This window comes from Micromonospora sp. WMMD812, assembly GCF_027497215.1.
Lineage (GTDB): Bacteria > Actinomycetota > Actinomycetes > Mycobacteriales > Micromonosporaceae > Micromonospora.
Genome location: NZ_CP114904.1, coordinates 3,695,374 through 3,712,920 on the forward strand (window position 1 = coordinate 3,695,374; position 17,547 = coordinate 3,712,920).

The 17,547-nt window shown below is 74.4% G+C and carries 13 protein-coding genes; 5 read left to right on the top strand and 8 right to left on the bottom strand.

The genetic code is table 11. The features are described from left to right. Nucleotides 1-30 precede the first annotated feature (30 nt). On the bottom strand, nucleotides 31-1,134 hold the full coding sequence (locus tag O7603_RS16900; RefSeq protein ID WP_281570769.1) for a hypothetical protein: 1,104 nt from the start codon (nucleotides 1,132-1,134) through the stop codon (nucleotides 31-33). Nucleotides 1,135-1,173: 39 nt separating this feature from the next. On the opposite strand from O7603_RS16900, the gene O7603_RS16905 reads away from it, so the two are divergent. After that, nucleotides 1,174-1,776: an NUDIX hydrolase gene (locus O7603_RS16905; RefSeq protein WP_281570770.1), complete on the top strand. Its 603-nt coding sequence runs from the start codon at nucleotides 1,174-1,176 to the stop codon at nucleotides 1,774-1,776. On the opposite strand, the gene O7603_RS16910 is transcribed toward O7603_RS16905, so the two are convergent. Next, the gene (locus O7603_RS16910) at nucleotides 1,745-2,833 is read right to left on the bottom strand and encodes a sugar phosphate nucleotidyltransferase (protein WP_281570771.1); all 1,089 of its coding nucleotides are present in this window, start codon (nucleotides 2,831-2,833) and stop codon (nucleotides 1,745-1,747) included. The two genes, O7603_RS16905 and O7603_RS16910, sit on opposite strands and share 32 nt — an antisense overlap. A 66-nt stretch (nucleotides 2,834-2,899) precedes the next feature. Further along, the gene (locus O7603_RS16915) at nucleotides 2,900-4,045 is read right to left on the bottom strand and encodes a glycosyltransferase family 1 protein (protein WP_281570772.1); all 1,146 of its coding nucleotides are present in this window, start codon (nucleotides 4,043-4,045) and stop codon (nucleotides 2,900-2,902) included. 154 nt (nucleotides 4,046-4,199) lie between these two features. Here O7603_RS16915 and O7603_RS16920 point away from each other — a divergent pair, with 154 nt between their 5' ends. After that, entirely contained in the window at nucleotides 4,200-4,889 is a 690-nt protein-coding gene (locus O7603_RS16920) for a TIGR03089 family protein (protein ID WP_281570773.1), read from the top strand. On the opposite strand, the gene O7603_RS16925 is transcribed toward O7603_RS16920, so the two are convergent. The 3 genes from O7603_RS16925 to O7603_RS16935 form a co-directional block, all read right to left on the bottom strand. Then, entirely contained in the window at nucleotides 4,886-5,452 is a 567-nt protein-coding gene (locus tag O7603_RS16925; protein WP_281570774.1) for a hypothetical protein, read from the bottom strand. The genes O7603_RS16920 and O7603_RS16925 overlap by 4 nt on opposite strands. Before the next feature lie 56 nt (nucleotides 5,453-5,508). Next, nucleotides 5,509-7,506: an acetoacetate--CoA ligase gene (locus O7603_RS16930; RefSeq protein WP_281570775.1), complete on the bottom strand. Its 1,998-nt coding sequence runs from the start codon at nucleotides 7,504-7,506 to the stop codon at nucleotides 5,509-5,511. 251 nt (nucleotides 7,507-7,757) lie between these two features. Continuing rightward, the gene (locus O7603_RS16935; protein WP_281570776.1) at nucleotides 7,758-8,276 is read right to left on the bottom strand and encodes an acyl-CoA thioesterase; all 519 of its coding nucleotides are present in this window, start codon (nucleotides 8,274-8,276) and stop codon (nucleotides 7,758-7,760) included. Between the two features lie 23 nt (nucleotides 8,277-8,299). On the opposite strand from O7603_RS16935, the gene O7603_RS16940 reads away from it, so the two are divergent. Further along, a complete protein-coding gene (locus tag O7603_RS16940) occupies nucleotides 8,300-8,956 on the top strand; it encodes a hypothetical protein (RefSeq protein WP_281570777.1) in 657 nt (218 codons plus the stop codon). A 43-nt stretch (nucleotides 8,957-8,999) separates the two neighbouring features. On the opposite strand, the gene O7603_RS16945 is transcribed toward O7603_RS16940, so the two are convergent. Beyond that, nucleotides 9,000-10,163, bottom strand: coding sequence for an acyl-CoA dehydrogenase family protein (locus O7603_RS16945; protein WP_281570778.1), 1,164 nt, complete (start codon nucleotides 10,161-10,163; stop codon nucleotides 9,000-9,002). Between the two features lie 248 nt (nucleotides 10,164-10,411). Between O7603_RS16945 and O7603_RS16950 the strand changes: the two genes are divergently transcribed. After that, nucleotides 10,412-11,839, top strand: a complete 1,428-nt coding sequence (locus O7603_RS16950; protein WP_281570779.1) for a UDP-glucose/GDP-mannose dehydrogenase family protein — start codon at nucleotides 10,412-10,414, stop codon at nucleotides 11,837-11,839. 162 nt (nucleotides 11,840-12,001) lie between these two features. After that, entirely contained in the window at nucleotides 12,002-16,903 is a 4,902-nt protein-coding gene (locus O7603_RS16955) for a permease (protein WP_281570780.1), read from the top strand. A 127-nt stretch (nucleotides 16,904-17,030) separates the two neighbouring features. Here O7603_RS16955 and purE read toward each other — a convergent pair whose 3' ends face one another. Further along, the gene (gene purE, locus O7603_RS16960) at nucleotides 17,031-17,522 is read right to left on the bottom strand and encodes a 5-(carboxyamino)imidazole ribonucleotide mutase (protein WP_281570781.1); all 492 of its coding nucleotides are present in this window, start codon (nucleotides 17,520-17,522) and stop codon (nucleotides 17,031-17,033) included. Between the last annotated feature and the right edge of the window lie 25 nt (nucleotides 17,523-17,547).

A 17,547-nucleotide genomic window follows, 5' to 3' on the forward strand; every position in this document is an offset into this window, starting at 1 on the left:
GATGCGGCGCGCCGTGGGCCCGCGGCCCGCTCAACTCACCCAGAGCGCCACCCGGTGGTCCTCGTCGGTGACGTAGAAGCACCGGCCGTCCAGCTCCGCCAACCCCTCGACGTGGTGGAACGGCGACAGCTCGGCGACCAACTCCCCGGCGAGCAGGTGGCCCTCCGCCGCCGGTGCGCCGGTCGCGGCTCCGTCCGATCCGAGGGGCCCGTCGGTGACGGCCCGGTCCGACCCGGCCGGAAGGCGGAAGCGGATGTGCCGGGACGTGACGTCGCCGCCCTTCGGATGGTCGTCCAGCAGCACCGACCCCTTGCCCAGCGCGTCGATCGACCCGATCACGGCCGCGTACGCGCCGTCGGGCGTGGGGGCGATCGCCCGGAAGCCGGTGAGCGCCCCCGGCGGCGTCACCCCGGTGACCGCGTACGCCCGCAGCGCCCGCGGCCAGGCCGGCTCGGCGTCGAACATGGCCGGCACGCCGGCCAGCTCGACCAGGATCGGCTCACCGTCCGTGGTGACCGGGAAACGAAGCCCCAGCAGGACCGTCCCGGTCGGCGTGAAGACGGCCGCCTCCACGTTCAGCGGCAGGTCGTCCGGAGTCAGGCGGCTGACCCAGCTCTTCGCCCGGGCGGTGCCCCGGGCCAGCGTCTCCACGATGAAGCGGGCCCGGACCCGCTCGCCCGGCGGTAGCGCGGTCAGCGCCGCCCCGGCGAGCGCGTCGTTGACCGCCCGGTGCAGCCGGAACCGGTTGCGCACCACCCGCACCGGCACCGGGCCGGCCGCCGCGTCGTCCTCCCGAAACCGGGCGACGAAGGCTCGCCGGGGCCGCAGCGGGCCCGACTTCGAGCCGAAGTGCGAGCCGAAGACGTACACCCAGCCGTCGTGGTGGGCGAGCGCCTCGCCGTCCTCGGTCCGGCCGTTCTCGGCCCCGGCGTCGGCCGCCACGTGGTGGGACACCCACACACCGTCGTCGCGCTCCAGCAGCAGCGCCAGGCAGCGCTCCACCGGCCCCTCGTCCAGCACCGTCCAGAAGCCACGCCGGGCGCCGTGGGCACGCAGCAGCGCCGCGGACCGGACCGGCAGCAGGTCGCTGGCCTCGTTCCCGCCGACGACGAACTCCACGAGTCGCAAGGTCACCCGGCCAGCGTAGGCGGCGCCCGCTCGTAGAGTGTCGGCATGCCCGACGCCCCACCCGCGACCGCCCCCGCCGACACGTACGCCGCCCTGCACGCCGACGCGGCCGCGCTGCTGGCCGGATGGATCCCGACCAGCCGGGCCGGCGGCCTGGCCCGGGACCGCACCCTGACGCTGCTCGACGCCGGACCGGTGGCGATGAGCCGGGCTCACCGTCCCGGGCACGTCACCGCCAGCGTGCTGGTGCTCGACGCCACCGGCACGCGGGTGCTGCTCTGCCTGCACGGCAAGCTCCAGCGCTGGGTGCAGCTCGGCGGGCACTGCGAGCCGGGCGACCGGGCTCTCGTCGACGCGGCGCTGCGCGAGGCCACCGAGGAGTCCGGGATCGCCGGCCTGCGAATCGACCCGGTGCCGATCGACGTGGACATCCACCCGGTCGCCTGCCAGGGTGGCTCGCTGCACCACGACGTCCGGTTCGCCGTCCTGGCACCGACGGGCGCGGTGGAGCGGGTCAGCGACGAGTCCGCCGCGCTCGGCTGGTTCCCGCCGGACCAGCTGCCTGAGCCGCTGGCCGACGGAACCGTCCAGCTCGTCGCGCCGGCCCGGGCGGCCCTCAGACGTAGCCCTCTTCGCCCCGCTCCTTGAGCTCGTCGACCACGGCCTTGACCTCCTGGGCGCGGTGCCGGGGGCAGACCAGCACCGCGTCGGGGGTGTCCACCACGATGAGATCGTGCAGCCCGACGGCGGCCACCAGCCGCCCCGAGTGCGGCACCACCACCATGCCGCTGCTGTCCCGCAGCAGGACGCCGGGCTTGGCGCCGCCGAGCACCACGTTGCCCGCCGGGTCGGCCGGCAGCACGTCGCCCAGGGTGTGGAAGTCGCCGACGTCGTTCCAGCCGAAGTCGCCGGGCACGGTCGCGACCCGGCCGGCCGTCGCCGCGCCCTCCATCACCGCGTAGTCGACGGAGATCTTCGGCAGCGTCGGCCACACCGTGCCGAGCACGTCGTCCTGTTCCGGGGTGCCCCAGGCGGCCGCGATCGCGGTAACGCCGGCGTGCAGGGCCGGCCGCTGCCGGGCCAGCTCGGCGAGGAAGACGTCCACCCGCCAGACGAACATGCTGGCGTTCCAGAGGTGCCGGCCGGATCGCACGTACGCGTCGGCCACCTCGGCGGCCGGCTTCTCCTTGAACTCGTCGACCATGCGCAGCGGGCCGCCACCGAGCAGCTCCCCGCACTCCAGGTAGCCGTAGCCCGTCTCCGGGCGGGTCGGGGTGATCCCGACCGTCATCAGCAGGCCCTGCTCGGCGCCCCGCATCGCCTCGCGGACCGTCTCCGCCCAGTTCTCCGGGTCGGCGATGAGATGGTCGGCCGCGAAGGAACCCATCACCGCGTCCGGGTCGCGCAACGCGATCACCGCGGCGGCCAGCGCGATCGCCGCGCAGGAATCCCGCGGCGAGGGCTCGACCAGGATGTTCTCCTCGGGCAGGCCGGTGAGTTGCCGCGCCACCGCCGCCACGTGCGCGGCCCCGGTGACCACCAGAGTCCGTTCGGGTGTGGTCAGCGGCCCCAGCCGCTCCACGGTCGCCTGTAGCAGCGACGCGGACGACCCGGTGAGTGGGTGCAGGAACTTGGGGTGCCCGGCTCGGGACAGCGGCCACAACCTTGTGCCGCTGCCACCCGCAGGGATGACGGCGTAGAGCATCAGCACATCATGCCCGACGCTCGCACGGACGGACGGGAGGTTGCCGGGGCCGACCGGAACGGGACATCAGGCGCGGGCCCGGCTCCACGCGGCGATGTGGACCTCGGCGCTGGACTCCCAGGTGAACTCCTTGGCCCGGTCGAAGCCAGCCTTGGCCAGCGTCAACCGGCGCGGCTCGTCGTCGAGCAGGGCCGCCAGGTCGGTGGCGATCTGTTCCGGGCTCTCGCTGGTGTAGGCCACCGCGTCGCCGCCCACCTCGGGCAGCGACAGCCGCGGCGTGGTGAGCACCGGGGCGGCGCACGCCATCGCCTCCAGGATCGGCAGGCCGAAACCCTCCCCGTACGACGGGTAGGCCGCCACCAACGCCCCGCCGAGGAAGCCGGGCAGATCCGCGTAGCGCAGGTAGCCGGGGCGCAGCAGCCGCAGGTGTGACGGCACCTCGGCGACCGCGCGGTCGATGTCGTCGTCGTGCCCCTGGCCGCCGGCCACCACCAGCGCGGGCGGGTTGGGCCGGTCGGCCACCGCCCGGGCCCAGCCGCGGATCAGGTTGGGCACGTTCTTGCGGGGCTCCTTGGCGCCGAGGAACGCGATGTAGCTGCTGCTGCCGAGGCCCAGCCGGGCCCGCACCCGGGCCTTCTCCTCCTCGCTGGGCGCGTGGAAGGCGGCGTGGTCCACCCCGTGGTAGGCGACGTCGATCCGGGTCGGGTCGGCGTCCAGCAGCCGGATCAGCTCGTCCCGGGTGGCCTTGCTCGGCACGATCACCCGGTCGGCCCGGCGCAGCGAGGTCTTGATGGCGCTGCGGAAGAACGTCCGCCGGGACTTGTCGTAGTGCTCCGGCTCGGTGAAGAAGGTCGCGTCGTGCACGGTCACCGTGACCGGACAACCCGCCCTCAGCGGGCAGGTGTAGAACGGCGAGTGCAGCACATGCGCGCCGACCTGCTGGGCCAGCAGCGGCAGCCCGGTCTGCTCCCAGGCGAGCCGGGCGGGCCGGTGCGCCACGGCCGCGGGAGCGGGAATGATCTCCGCTCCCGGGAGCATGCGGGTGTAGCGCTCCAGATCCGTGCGGAGGCTGACCACCGCCAGCTCCACGCTCGTCCCGCACACCTTTCCGAGTGCGCCGAGCAGGCCGTCGACGTATCTACCGACGCCGCCGCGGTCGGCGGGGACACTCGTGGCGTCGATGAGCACGCGGGGCGGGCGACCGGCGGTCACGGGGCGACTCCTTGATGCTGGTGGATCTGTGGGGAACAACACTCCGGGGGGTAGCCTACGCCGGAGCCGGGCCCGGACGCTGACTGCGACCCGACCGTACGCCGAGTTGTCATCGTCATCGAGTACGTCCCGCCGGGGCGTATCGTTCGCGCCGATGGCCGAGAACATTGCCCGGGTGTTCGCCGACGCGGTGGCGCCCGACCCGACCCGACCGCTGCTCACCTGGTACGACGACGCCACCGGCGAGCGCACCGAACTCTCCGGCGCCACGCTGGCCAACTGGGTGAACAAGACCGCCAACCTGCTGGTCGACGAGCTGGCCGTGGGGCCGGACGACACCGCCGGGGTGCTCCTGCCGCCGCACTGGCAGACCGCGGCGGTCCTGGTGGGCTGCTGGTCCGCCGGGCTCACCGTGGCCGAGGCCCCCGGCCCGGTCGACGTGCTGTTCGCCGCCGCCGACCGGGTGCCCGAGGCGCCCGCCTGGCCGGCGAACGAGCGGTACGCGCTCGCGCTCGCCCCGTTCGCCATGCCGCTACGCGAGGTGCCGCCCGGCTTCGCCGACTACGTGGTCGAGGTACGCGGCCACGGCGACCACTTCACGCCGTACCCCTCGGGCGGGGCGGCGGACACGGACCTGCTGGCCCGCGCGGCCGGCCGGGCGACGGAGTTCGGGCTCGCCGCCGGCGACCGGGTCCTGGTCGACGCGGCCCGCCACCCCGACTTCGTCGACTGGCTGCTCGCCCCGCTCACCGTGGGCGCCAGCGTCGTCCTCTGCGGCAACCTCGACCCCTCCCGCCTCGACGCGCGCACCGCGACCGAGAAGGTCACCCGCAGCCTCGCCTAGGCCGCCTCGGGGCGACGGCGCGGCTGGCGCAGCGCCCCGATGAGCGCGTACGCGCCGAACACCGACAGGGACAATCCCGCCCCGACCCCAGTGATCGTGCTCGGCACCACGTCCGTGGTCAGGCCACCGACCAGCGCCACGGCCGCGGTGGCCGAGACCAGGATGCCCAGCGGGATGAGGTTCCGGTCGCGGAGAACCGGCGCCAGCGGCAGGAAATGGACACCCACCACGGCGCAGATCCACACGGGGATGTAGTCCGGCTGTCCGAGCGCCCCCAACAGGGCGGCGCCCAGGCCCGCCAGGGCGAACTCGACACCCACGATAATCCCGTACCGCCGGCCGGCGGCACGGTTGTTGATCGCAGCGGTCGACGCCGCGCTGGCGAAGCCGACCACCGCCCCGGCGACCGCAACGAGCAGGGCGGCCACACTGCCAACGGTCAGCCATGGGTCCAACCAGGCGGGCGGGGCCGCGTGCCCCCAGCCGAACCAGGCCGCCCCGAAGAATCCTTCCACCAGGGCGGTGATGCCGCCGTCACGGCGCGACTGCCGGACCTCCTCCATGGCGGGCAACTCTAGCCCGCACGTCGCCGGGCTCCGGCGCCACGAACTGCGGAGCGTCAGTGCCGGCGGGTCAGGCTGGTGGACTCGCCGGCGTGAGCGCGGCGCTGGGCGAAGGCGGCGAAGGCGGTCAGCGATTCGGGGTTCGCCAGGGCGCCCTTGGCGGCGGCGTTGTCCACCGGAGTGCCGGTGAGGATCTTCTTGACCGGCACCTCGAGCTTCTTCGCCGACAGGGTGCGCGGCACCGCGCGAACCTGGTGGATCTCGTCGGGCACGTGCCGGGGCGAGAGCGCCGTACGCAGCTCCCGGCAGATCTTCCCGCGCAGCGCGTCGTCCAGCTCCAGACCCTCGGCGAGCACCACGAAGAGCAGCAGCTCGCCGGCGCCGCCCTCGTCGTCCTCCAGGTGCACGACGACCGAGTCGACAACCTCGTCGAGCCCTTCGACCACCGAGTAGAACTCCGCGGTGCCGAGCCGGACGCCGCCCCGGTTGAGCGTGGCGTCGGAGCGCCCGGTGATCACGCAGCCACCGCGCTCGTTGATCGTGATCCAGTCACCGTGCCGCCAGACCCCCGGGTAGACGTCGAAGTACGCCTCCCGGTAGCGGGAGCCGTCCGGGTCGTTCCAGAAGCCCACCGGCATGCTCGGCATCGGCTCGGTGATCACCAGCTCGCCCAGCTGGCCGACGACCGCCGTGCCGTCCGCCGAGCGGGCCTCGACCTTGGCGCCGAGCGCCCGGCAGGTGATCTCACCGGCGTGCACCGGCAGCAGCGGCACCCCGCCGACGAAACCCGTGCACACGTCGGTGCCGCCGGAGAGGGACTGGAGCTGGAGCTGGTCGCCGACCGTCTCGTACACCCAGGTGAAGCCCTCGGCGGGAAGCGGCGCGCCGGTGGAGCCGAGGCCGCGCAGCGCGGCGAGGTCGGCGATCTCCTTCGGGACCAGACCGGCCTTGCGGCAGGCCAGCAGGAACGGCGCGGAGGTGCCGAAGTAGGTGGTGCCGGTCTCCTCGGCCAGCCGCCAGAGCGCCCCGAGGTCGGGGTGGCCGGGGTTGCCGTCGAACAGCACGATCGCGGCGCCGACCGCCGGCCCGGAGACGAGGAAGTTCCACATCATCCAGCCGGTGGTGGTGAACCAGAAGAACCGGTCCGCCGGGCCCAGGTCGTGGTGCAGGGCGAGCATCTTCAGGTGCTCCAGCAGGATGCCCCCGTGCCCGTGCACGATCGGCTTGGGCAGGCCGGTGGTGCCGGAGGAGTAGAGCACGTAGAGCGGGTGGTCGAACGCGACCGGCGTGAAGGCCAGCGGCTCGTCGGTGGGCGCGGCCAGCTCGGCCCAGGAGACCGCCCCCTCGGGCGCGGCCGCCGGGTCGAGGTAGCCGATCCCGACGGTGTGCCGCAGCGACGGCAGGGCGGCCCGGATGGCGGCCACCTCGGCCCGCCGGTCCACCGCCTTCTCGCCGTACCGGTAGCCGTCGACCGCGACCAGCACCGTCGGCTCGATCTGCTGCCACCGGTCGGTGACGCTGCGGGTGCCGAACTCGGGCGCGCAGGAGGAGAAGATCGCGCCCAGGCTGCTGGTGGCGAGCAGCAGCACATACGTCTCGGGGATGTTCGGCGCGTACGCGGCCACCCGGTCGCCCTCGGTCACGCCGAGCCGGCGCAGCCCGGCGGCCACCCGGCGGACCTGGTCGCGCAACTCCGCCGCGGTCAGGGTCACCGGCGGCCGGGTCTGGCCGTGCGCGATCACCACCGGGTCGTGGTCGTCCAGGCCGGGCATCCGCAGCACGTTCTCGGCGTAGTTGAGCGTCGCGCCGGGGAACCACCGAGCCCCCGGCATCGCCCGCTCGGCGAGCGTGGCGGTCGGCGGGGTGTGCGCCACCACCTCGAAGTGGTCCCAGATCGAGCGCCAGAAGGCGTCCAGGTCGGTGACCGACCAGCGCCACAGCGCGTCGTAGTCGGCGAAGTCCAGGCCCCGGTGCTCCCGGAGCCAGCGCAGGTAGGCCCCGATCCGGGACCGCTCGCTCACGTCCGCCGGCGGCGTCCACAGCACGTCACCCACTGCTCCACCCTCCCCTGGCCCTGGCACGACACTGTGAATGGGCCGTGGCGCCATCTTGCCCTACCTCAGAGCGCCATTCTGCGCACCGGGTGCCGTCGCCGACGCGTGCCCGCCCCACACCCCCACCGACCACCCTGTGTGGGTGGCCGCCGGCCGCCGGCCCGGTGCGCCCGGATCGGCGGTCACCGCGGCCCCGCCGGTCGCCGGCCCGCTGCGCCCGGATCGGGGTCGGTCACCGCACGCCCCGCCGGTCAGCCGGCCCGGTGCGCCTGGATCGCCCGGCGTCGGGCCAGCCGGTGCGCCCGGCGGATCTCCGCCTCCCGGAACCGGCGCTCGTCCTCCGGTGTCTCCGGCAGCACCGGCCGGACCAGGCGCGGCGAACCACCCACGTCGACACCGACGAAGACCAGGTACGCGGTGGCCACCCGCACCGGCTCGTCCTCGGCCGAGTCCCACCGCTCGGCGACCACCCGCACGCCGACCTCCATCGAGGTCTGGCCGGTCCAGTTCACCTGGGCGTGCGCGTGCACCAGGTCACCGACCCGCACCGGCTCGGAGAAGACGATCTCGTCGATCGCGGCGGTCACCGCCGTCCCGCCGCTGTGCCGGGCGGCGGACGCGCCGGCCACGTCGTCGACGAACTTCATCAGCACTCCGCCGTGCACGCTGCCGTAGAGGTTGACGTCCACGGCGGTCATGATTCGGCTCAGCGTGACGCGGGAGTACGACGTCGGCTTGCCGACCGGGGTGGTCGAGGGGTGCTCGGTCATGCCGGAAACGGTACGGTGCGCGAATGCGTCATCTCTGGAGCTTCCTCGCCGGATTGGTGGTGGCGCCCATCACGTGGGTGCTGGTCACGCTCGGACAGGACGGGTCGAGCCGAACGGTCGACCGTTGGGTGGAGATCGGTACGTTCAACACGGCCAACCTGATCGAGCCGGCCGTCTACCTCGGTGTCGGCGGTGTCCTCCTGGGCCTGCTCGGCACACTGCGCATCTCGCCGGCCGGTCCGCTGGTGGCCGGGCTGCTGCTGGTCACTCCGTACATCGGGCTGTTCGCCGCGCCGTTCGCGGTGCGCGACAACATCCCGGACGGCTGGAAGGTGTTCGGCGATCCGCTGCCGCTCCAGCTGCCCGTCGAGAACGGCACGCTCTTCCTGATCGGCCTGTTGCTGCTCATGGCGACGTTCAGCGTGCAGCGCTGGCGGCGCTGGCCGCATCCGGAGATGGCGGCGGCTCCGGCCGCCACCGACCCGCCGGCGCGCAGCGACTTCACGCTCACCGACTGGCCGTCGACCGAGTCGACGGACCGGGACACCGCGCCGCTCACCCTCGGTTACCCGGACCCCACGCCGACCGAGCCGCTGCCCCGGCGGACCGGCGGCGAATCGCCCTGGTCGGCGCCGCCCCGCGCCGCCAACCGGCCCGAGGACAACACCGGCATCCGCTGACACCGCGGCGGGCCGGCACCGCCGGCCCGCCCCCGACCCGCTGTCAGCCCTTGAGTAGCTGACGGGCCATGACGATGCGCTGGACCTGGTTGGTGCCCTCGTAGATCTGGGTGATCTTGGCGTCCCGCATCATCCGCTCGACCGGGTAGTCCCGGGTGTAGCCGTAGCCGCCCAACAGCTGCACCGCATCCGTGGTGATCTCCATGGCCGCGTCGGAGGCGAAGCACTTGGCCGCCGCGCCGAAGTAGGTCAGGTCAGCGTCGCCGCGCTCGGACTTGCCGGCCGCCGCGTAGGTGAGCTGCCGGGCCGCCTCCAGCTTCATGCCCATGTCGGCGAGCATGAACTGGACGCCCTGGAACTCGGCGACCGCCTTGCCGAACTGCTTGCGCTCGCTCACGTACCCCTTGGCGTAGTCGAGCGCGCCCTGGGCGATGCCGACCGCCTGGGCGGCGATGGTGACCCGGGTGTGGTCGAGGGTGCGCATCGCGGTGGCGAAGCCGGTTCCCTCGGCGCCGATCATCCGGTCCGCCGGGATCCGTACGTTGTCCAGGTAGACCTCACGGGTCGGCGAGCCCTTGATGCCGAGCTTCTTCTCCGGCGCGCCGAAGCTCACGCCAGGGTCGGACTTCTCGACCACGAACGCGGAGATCCCCCGCGACCGGGCAGACGGGTCGGTGACGGCGAAGACGGTGTAGAACTCGGACACGCCGGCGTTCGTGATCCACCGCTTCACGCCGTTCAGCACCCAGTGATCCCCGTCACGCACCGCGCGGGTGGTCATGGACGCGGCGTCGCTGCCCGCCTCCGGCTCGGAGAGGCAGTAGGAGAAGATCGCGTCACCGGCGGCGACCGGGGTCAGGTAGCGCCGCTTGAGCTCCTCGGAGCCGGCCAGGATCAGCGGCATCGTGCCGAGCTTGTTGACCGCCGGGATCAGCGAGGACGAGGCACAGGCCCGGGCGACCTCCTCGATCACGATGGCCGTGGCCAGAGCGTCCGCTCCGGCGCCGCCGTACTCGACCGGGATGTGCGGCGCGTGGAAGTCCGCGGCGCGCAGCGCGTCGTACGACGCCTTGGGGAACTCGCCGGTCTCGTCCGCCTCGGCGGCGTTCGGGGCCACCTTCGCCGCGCAGACCTCCCGGACCGCCTCCCTGATCGCCTCGTGCTCCTCGGGCAAGCGGTAGACGTCGAACGACTCCTCTGCGGCCATGTCGGCCCCTCCCCTTCACCGCTATCATGCGCAGTCTGTACCGTCTCCTGACCGCTGACCGCGCAGACTGAAGGATAGCGACCAGGGTTCAGGTGATGTTACCGGCGCGTAGGTAGAGGCTTGACGGAGCACCCACGCCACTGCGCGATGATGGAAGACAACAGTGCCACCCCTCCGGTGCCCGGCCAGGCGCCGCAGCAGAACGCGACGCGACGGTGCGCCGCCCAGTGCGAGCGGAGAAGACAGGCGTGACGATCCCGTACCCCAACAGCCAGCCGGTGCCCGCCATCGCCGCCGTGACGCCTCCCTCGGGCGCCGCGCGGCCGCGGGTGACCTTCCTGGGCACCGGCTACCTCGGTGCGACGTACGCCATCTGCTACGCGGAACTGGGCTACGAGGTGCTCGGCTTCGACGTCGACGCCGACAAGATCGCCATGCTCAACGCCGGCCAGGTGCCGATCCACGAGCCCGGCCTGGACGAGCTTCTCAAGCGCAACCTCGCCGCCGGGCGGCTGCGGTTCAGCACCGACATGGCCGAGACCGCCGACTTCGGTGACGTGCACTTCATCTGCGTTGGCACGCCGCAGCGCGCCGACGGCATGGGCGCCGACCTGTCGTACGTCGAGGCGGCGGTAACCGGCCTGGCCCAGCACCTGAACCGCAAGGCGCTGATCGTGGGCAAGTCCACCGTGCCGGTGGGCACCGCCGAGTGGGTGGAGCAGCTGGTCGGCAAGCACACCGCGGCCGACCTGGGGATCGAGGTGGCCTGGAGCCCCGAGTTCCTCCAGGAGGGCTTCGCCGTCGACGACGTGCTGCGGCCCAACCGGATCGTCGTCGGCGTGAAGAGCGAGTGGGCCAACGGCATGCTCTACGCCGCCCACAAGGGCGTCTTCGACCTGGCCGCCACCGAGGACCGCGAGGTGCCCCTGGTGGTCACCGACTTCGCCACCGCCGAGCTGGTCAAGGTCGCCGCCAACGCGTTCCTGGCCACCAAGATCTCGTTCATCAACGCGATGGCCGAGGTCTGCGAGGTCGCCGGGGGCGACGTCACCCAGCTCGCCCGGGCCATCGGCTACGACCCGCGGATCGGCAACCGCTTCCTCCAGGCCGGCCTCGGCTTCGGCGGCGCCTGCCTGCCCAAGGACATCCGCGCCTTCCAGGCCCGGGCCCAGGAGCTGGGCGCGGGCGAGGCGCTGCGCTTCCTGCACGAGGTCGACCTGATCAACCAGCGCCGCCGCAGCCGGGTGCTCCACCTCGCCGCGGAGCTGCTCGGCCGCCGCTCCGGCCCCGCCGGGCCGGACCTCTCCGGCACCCGGATCGCCGTGCTCGGCGCCACCTTCAAGCCCAACACCGACGACGTACGCGACGCCCCGGCGCTCGCGGTCGCGGCGCTCCTGCACAAGGCCGGGGCGGACGTCCACGTCTACGACCCGCAGGGCACCGAGAACGCCCGCCGGGCGGTGCCCGAGCTGACCTACGAGGGCAGCATGACCGACGCGGTGACCGAGGCGGACCTGGTCTGCGTGCTCACCGAGTGGGCCGACTTCCGCAACGCCGACCCGGTCGCCCTCGGCGAGCTGGTGACCGGCCGCAAGGTGGTCGACGGGCGCAACTGCCTCGACCCGGCACTGTGGACGCAGGCCGGCTGGGAGTACCGCGGCCTGGGCCGTCCCTGACCCGTACCGCCACGACGGCCGGCCGCGGAGCTGCTCCGCGGCCGGCCGTTTCCTTTACGCCCCGGACTCGTTTGTCCTGGACCCGCCGACAACTGTCGAAAAACGCGCCAGGTTTGGGCATGCTGCGACAGTGAGAGTCCACAGTGCGGGTGGAGGGGTGTCGTGGCGACGTTTCAGTGCTCCTCGTGCGGTCGGGACATCAAGCCGGCCGTCCGCTGTCCGCACTGCGGCGCCGAGCAACCCCAGTGGGTCGAGCACCTGGCGGACATCGAGCGGTCCATAGCGGAGATGAAGGCGCGCGACGCCGCCATCGCCCGTGAGCAGCGACAGATCGCCGCCAAGATGCAGGCCGCGCTCTTCCAGCGGGACATCCTCGCGCACGCCGGGGAGGAGCGGCTCAAGCAGACCACCCGGCCACGCCGGGTGCTGCGCCGGCGGCCCGGCCGCCGCCCGCCCACCGCCACGACCGGCGCCCCGCCCCGGGTGCCCCGCCAGGGCGCGCCGGCCGGGCCCGCCGAGCCGCCCCCGCCGCCTCCGGCCACCTGGCTGGACGCCGACGATCCCGAGCACCCGCCGGAGGCCTCCTCCCGGGAGGTGCAGAACATCCCTCTCGGGCTGGGCGCCCTGCTGCTCGGCGTGGCCGCGGTGGTCTTCGCCGCGGTGGCGACCAGCTCGATGGACGCGGTGGCCCGGCTCGCCATCCTGGTCGTCGCGACCGTGCTGCTGCTGCTCGCCCCGCCCGTGCTCGCCAAGCGCGGGCTCACGTCGACCGCCGAGACGATCGCCGCGGTCGGCCTGCTGCTGGTGCCCCTCGCCGGGTACGCGCTCTGGGCGGTGGACCGGATCGGCAACGGCGGCGCCTCGGGCGCGGTCTTCGCCGGAGTGATCTTCGCGGTCACCGCGGCCGTCTCGGTCGGCTACGCCGGCTGGACCGGCCTGCGCGTGCCCCGCTACGCCGCCGTGCTCGCCGCCCAGCCGGTGGTGCCGCTGCTAGCGTACGAGCGCATCACCGGGCCGGCCGGCTGGGCGCTGGCGCTGACCGTGGTCGCCCTGCTCGACCTCGGGCTGGTCCGCTCCGGGATCGTGGTGGAGCGCCCCGTCCGCCGGGACCTGCCGGAGCCGCCGGCGCCGCCCCCACCGGCCGCGGCGCCCCGCCAGCGGACCGCCGACGGCCGCCCCGAGGGCGCGCCGGAAGAGACGGGCGAGGTGGTCTCGCCGGTGGCCGCACCGGTCGACTCCCCCGTCCGGCCGGTTCCCGGGCTGCGCGAGCTGACGTGGCTGCTGCACGGGATCGCGGTCGCGGTCGCCCTCGCCTACGCGGTCACCGCGCTCCTGCGCGCGAGCACCCTGCCGACCGCGACCGGCGCCGGGCTGGTGCTGCTGCTCGCCGCCGCGGCCGGCCTCGCCGGCACGCTGGTGCTGCGCCGCCCACCACTACCGGACGTCGGCGCCGGCATCCTCACCCTCGCCGTCATCGGCGCGCTGAGCCGGATCGCGTCGGTGGCGCTGCCGGGGCGGGCGCTGCTGCTGATCGCCGCGGTCATCGCGGTCGCCGGGCTGGCCGTCCGCGCCGTCCCGGAGGCGGCCCGGCGCGGGCCGCAGCTCGCCTCGGCGGTGGCGCTCACGGTAAGCGGGCTGGTGGTGGCCGGTGGCGCGCTGCGAGCCGGCGTCGCCCCGATCCGCGCCGCGCTCCCCGCCTGGGCGGCCGACCTCGACGGACACCCCGCCGAGCTGGCCGCTTCGGTCGGCCCGGCCGCCGGGCAGCTCGCCGCGAGCGCGTTCCTGCTCACCGTCGCCGCCATGCTGGCCCTGCCGTCGGGCATCCGCCGCGAGTTCGCGGTGGCCGGGGCGGCGCTGACCGCGCTGGCCGTCCCGGCCTCGTTCGGTCTCGGCTGGGCCCTGGCACCGTGGCCGATGGTGCTGGCCGCCGTCGGCATCGGGGTGGCGGGGCTCTCCGCTCGCACCGTCCGGGCCGCGCAGGCGCACGCGATCGGGGCCGCCGGGGTGGGCCTGTTCGGCGCGGGCGCGGGTCTGGCCCGACCCGCCCTCACCACGGCTGTCCTGCTGGTGCTCTTCGTCGCGGGCGTCCTGGTGGCGGTCGCGCCCCGGGTCCGGATCGCACCGGCCCCGGCCGACGTCGTCTCCGCCTGGGCCGCCGGCGGAGCGGCGTTCGCCCTCCCCGGGGCGGTGGCCGCCTTCGTCACCGCGACCGCGCCGACCGACCCGACACCCACCCCGGGGAGCCTGCGCGAGGTGACCGTGCCGGTGCTGGCGGCCGCCTTCCTGGCGGTCTGCGTGACGCTCGGGTACGCCGCGATCGTGCAGGTGTCCCAGCGGCACATCCCGGCGCCGCTGGCGGTCGGCACCGGGCTCGGCGCGCTGGTGGTGACCGCCGCCGCCTTCGGCGCCCCGGGCGCGACCGTCGCCGACGCGTGGGTCGGCGCGCTGCTGCTGGTCGCCGCCGTGCTGCTCTTCTTGGCCCCGTCGATCGACGCCGGCCGGCGCTCCGACCTCACCCTGGACGGTTCGGACCTCGCCGCCGCCGCGGTGACCGCGGCGCTGATCGCCACGCTGGTCCGGGTCGCGGCCGTGCTCGCCCCCGGTGGGCAGCTCGCGGTGGCGGCCGGGTTGGTGCTGGTCGTGGCCGTCGCCGCCCGGGCCATGCCCGACGAGTGGCGGCGCGGGCCGATCCTCGGCATCGCCGTGGGTGGCCTGCTGATCGGTCTGCTGGCCGGCTGGACCGCGCTGCGCGGCGGTGTCGGCGTGCTGGCCACCCCCGGCCCGATCTGGGCAGGTGACCTCTCCGACTGGCCGGCCGCGCCCACCGGGGGCTCGACCTGGCAGGCACCGGTAGCCCTGGCGCTGCTCGCGCTCGCGGCCGGGATCCTGCTGCCTCCCCCGTGGAAGTACGACGTCTCAAGCGTGGCGATGGTGCTCGCCACGATCGGCGTACCGGCCGCCTTCGACCTGCCCTGGTGGTCACCGGTCCTGGTCGGCGGCATGGTGGCCACCGTCCTCGGGATGGCCGCGGTGGCCGCGGTCGACCCACGGGCCGCGCTGTCCCGCGCCACCGCCGCCGGTGTGGTCGCCCTGCACGCGGCCGGCGCCGGCCTGGTCCGCCCGTGGACGACCGCGCTCGCGCTGGCCAGCATCACGCTGATCGGCATGGTGGTGGCAGGGCTCGCCCGTAGCCTCGCCGCACCCCTGGTGGAGGACGTCGACACCGAGGGAATGCCGCCGCACCTGGCGCAGATCGGGGGCGTCGCCACCGGCGCCGCGCTGCTCGCGCTCCCCGGCGCGGTCGCCGCGCTGGCGGCCGAATTCGGCCACTCGGCCCAGGTGGTGCTGACCGGAGCGCTGGCCGCGTCCAGCCTCGGGCTGGCGGCGGTGGCGGCGGCTCGCCGGCAGGTGCCGCAGTACCTGCCCTGGGCCAGTGTGGCCGTGGCCGGCGGCGCCACGGTCAGCGCCCTGGCCGCCTTCCCCACCGGCCTCGACGTCGGCGTGTACGCGGCCGCCGCGGCCCTGCTCGGCGTGCTGGCGGAGCTGGCCCGCGCGGCCACCACCCCGCCGGCCGGGTCGGCCCAACCAGTGCGGCGCTGGTCGGTGCTGCTGAACGGCGCCCTGCGACGGCTGCCGGACGACCCGGAGCGCCGCCGCTGGCGGGTCAGCCCGGCAGCCGGGGCGCTGGCCGCGGCCGCCCTGCCGACCGCCCTGGCGCTCGCCTCGATCGCGCGGGCCCTGGAGGTCGCGCTGGTCGAGCCGCACCGCACATTGACGAGGATCTGGGAGGGGCCGCCTCCGGAGCTGCTGACTCCGCCGCAGAGCGCGGTGGATCCGACCCACGTGCTGACCGCGCTGCTGCTCACCGTGACCGCCGCGCTGGCCGCCACCGGCTTCGCGGGCGGCCGGCGGGCGCGGGCGGTGCCGGTGGTGCTGCCGGGCGCGGCGGTGACGCTGCTGATCACTCCGATCGCGCTGGGCAGCGGCTGGCCCGCGAGCGTGCTCGCCGCGCTCTCGGTGTTCACCATCGCGATGCTCGGCCTGGCCCTGACCCCGCCACCGTCGCTGGTCGAGCCGGCCCGGTCGCTGCGACTGGCCCGGGTGCTGGTCTTCGTCATCGGCCTGGCCGCCGGCGGCGCCGGGCTGGCCGGCAGCCTGGCCACCCGGGAGCTGACGCTGTTCACCCTCGGCGGTGCGGTCGGCGTCGGCACGGTCGCGGCGCTCTTCGGCACCACCCAGCGGGCGCGGATCCTGGGTTGGCTCTTCGCCTCACTGATGGCCCAGCTCTTCGTGCTCACCGCGGGCCTGGTCGCCGGGCTCGCCGCGGTCTGGTCCGCGTTCGGGGTGCTCGCCGTCGGCGCGGTCCTGCAGGTCTTCGCCGCCACCCTGCCCTGGCTGCGCCGCCCGGAGGCACAGCGCGAGGCGGCCACGGTGGAGTGGAGCGGCTACGCGGCCGCGCTGATCGCGCTGGCGCTCGCCTTCGACTCGCCCCGGCACATCGCCGCCCTGCTGGCCGCCTGGGGCGCGGTGCTCGGGGTGGCCGCGGCCCGGCCCGGGCGCCGACCGGTGGAACGGCGGATCCTGTTCTGGGCCGTGGTGCTGTGCGAGATCACCGCCTGGTGGATCCTGATGCGGGTCGCCGACGTGGCGTTGCCGGAGGCGTACACGCTGCCGTTCGCCGCGCTGGCCCTGCTGGTCGGTGTGCTGGAGCTGCGTCAGCGGCCCGACCTGAGCAGCTGGGTGGCGTACGGGCCGGCGCTGGTCGCCGCGTTCCTGCCGACCCTGGCGATCGTGCTGGCCACCGAGTCGAGCACGCTGCGGCAGGTGCTCCTGCTGCTCGGCGCGGTCGCCGTTCTGGTCTTCGGCTCGTCGAGCCGCCAACAGGCACCGGTCATCGTCGGGGCGACGGTCACCGCGATCACCGCCATCCACGCGCTGTTCGCCTTCGGGCCGTGGCTGGCGCTGATCCCGGTCGGCATCCTGCTCCTGGTGCTCGGGGCGAGCAACGAGCGCCGCCGCCGCGCGCAGGAACGCCTGCAGTCCGCGCTGCGCGGCATGAGATGAAGCGGAGGGTCACGGCGGGCGCCGTCGTGCGTGGGTCGAGAGCGCCTGGTCCGCGCGGCCCTGGGCGATCTTGCAGTCTGCGCCCCGGAACAGGTGCAAGATCGCGGGGTGGAGAGGGACGGGTGGGTCAGGGCAGGGTGGCTCGGAGCTTGGCTTCCTTGTCGGCGACCAGCTGCTCCAGGCTCTCCTGGTAGGCGACCATCCTGGCGCGCAGGTCAGCGTCACCCGCCGCGAGGATGCGTACGGCCAGCAGGCCCGCGTTGCGGGCGTTGCCGATCGAGACGGTGGCGACCGGGATGCCCGCCGGCATCTGCACGATGGAGAGCAGCGAGTCCATCCCGTCCAGGTGCTTCAGCGGCACCGGCACGCCGATCACCGGCAGCGGGGTGACCGAGGCGACCATGCCGGGCAGGTGGGCGGCGCCGCCGGCCCCCGCGATGATCACCTTGAGGCCACGGTCCGCGGCGGTGCGGCCGTACTCGATCATCTTGACCGGGGTCCGGTGCGCGGAGACCACGCCGACCTCGTAGGGCACCCCGAACTCGTCGAGGACCTCGGCGCCAGCCTTCATGGTCGGCCAGTCCGAGTCGCTGCCCATGATCAGCCCGACCGTGCTCACGCTCGACTCCCTCTCGTTCCCGATC

Excerpts from the sequence above, each read along its gene's own strand:
- O7603_RS16905 (WP_281570770.1), top strand. The coding sequence starts at position 1,174 with ATGCCCGACGCCCCACCCGCGACCGCCCCCGCCGACACGTACGCCGCC.
- O7603_RS16910 (WP_281570771.1), bottom strand. The coding sequence starts at position 2,833 with ATGCTCTACGCCGTCATCCCTGCGGGTGGCAGCGGCACAAGGTTGTGG.
- O7603_RS16920 (WP_281570773.1), top strand. The coding sequence starts at position 4,200 with ATGGCCGAGAACATTGCCCGGGTGTTCGCCGACGCGGTGGCGCCCGAC.
- O7603_RS16925 (WP_281570774.1), bottom strand. The coding sequence starts at position 5,452 with ATGGAGGAGGTCCGGCAGTCGCGCCGTGACGGCGGCATCACCGCCCTG.
- O7603_RS16935 (WP_281570776.1), bottom strand. The coding sequence starts at position 8,276 with ATGACCGAGCACCCCTCGACCACCCCGGTCGGCAAGCCGACGTCGTAC.
- O7603_RS16940 (WP_281570777.1), top strand. The coding sequence starts at position 8,300 with ATGCGTCATCTCTGGAGCTTCCTCGCCGGATTGGTGGTGGCGCCCATC.
- O7603_RS16945 (WP_281570778.1), bottom strand. The coding sequence starts at position 10,163 with ATGGCCGCAGAGGAGTCGTTCGACGTCTACCGCTTGCCCGAGGAGCAC.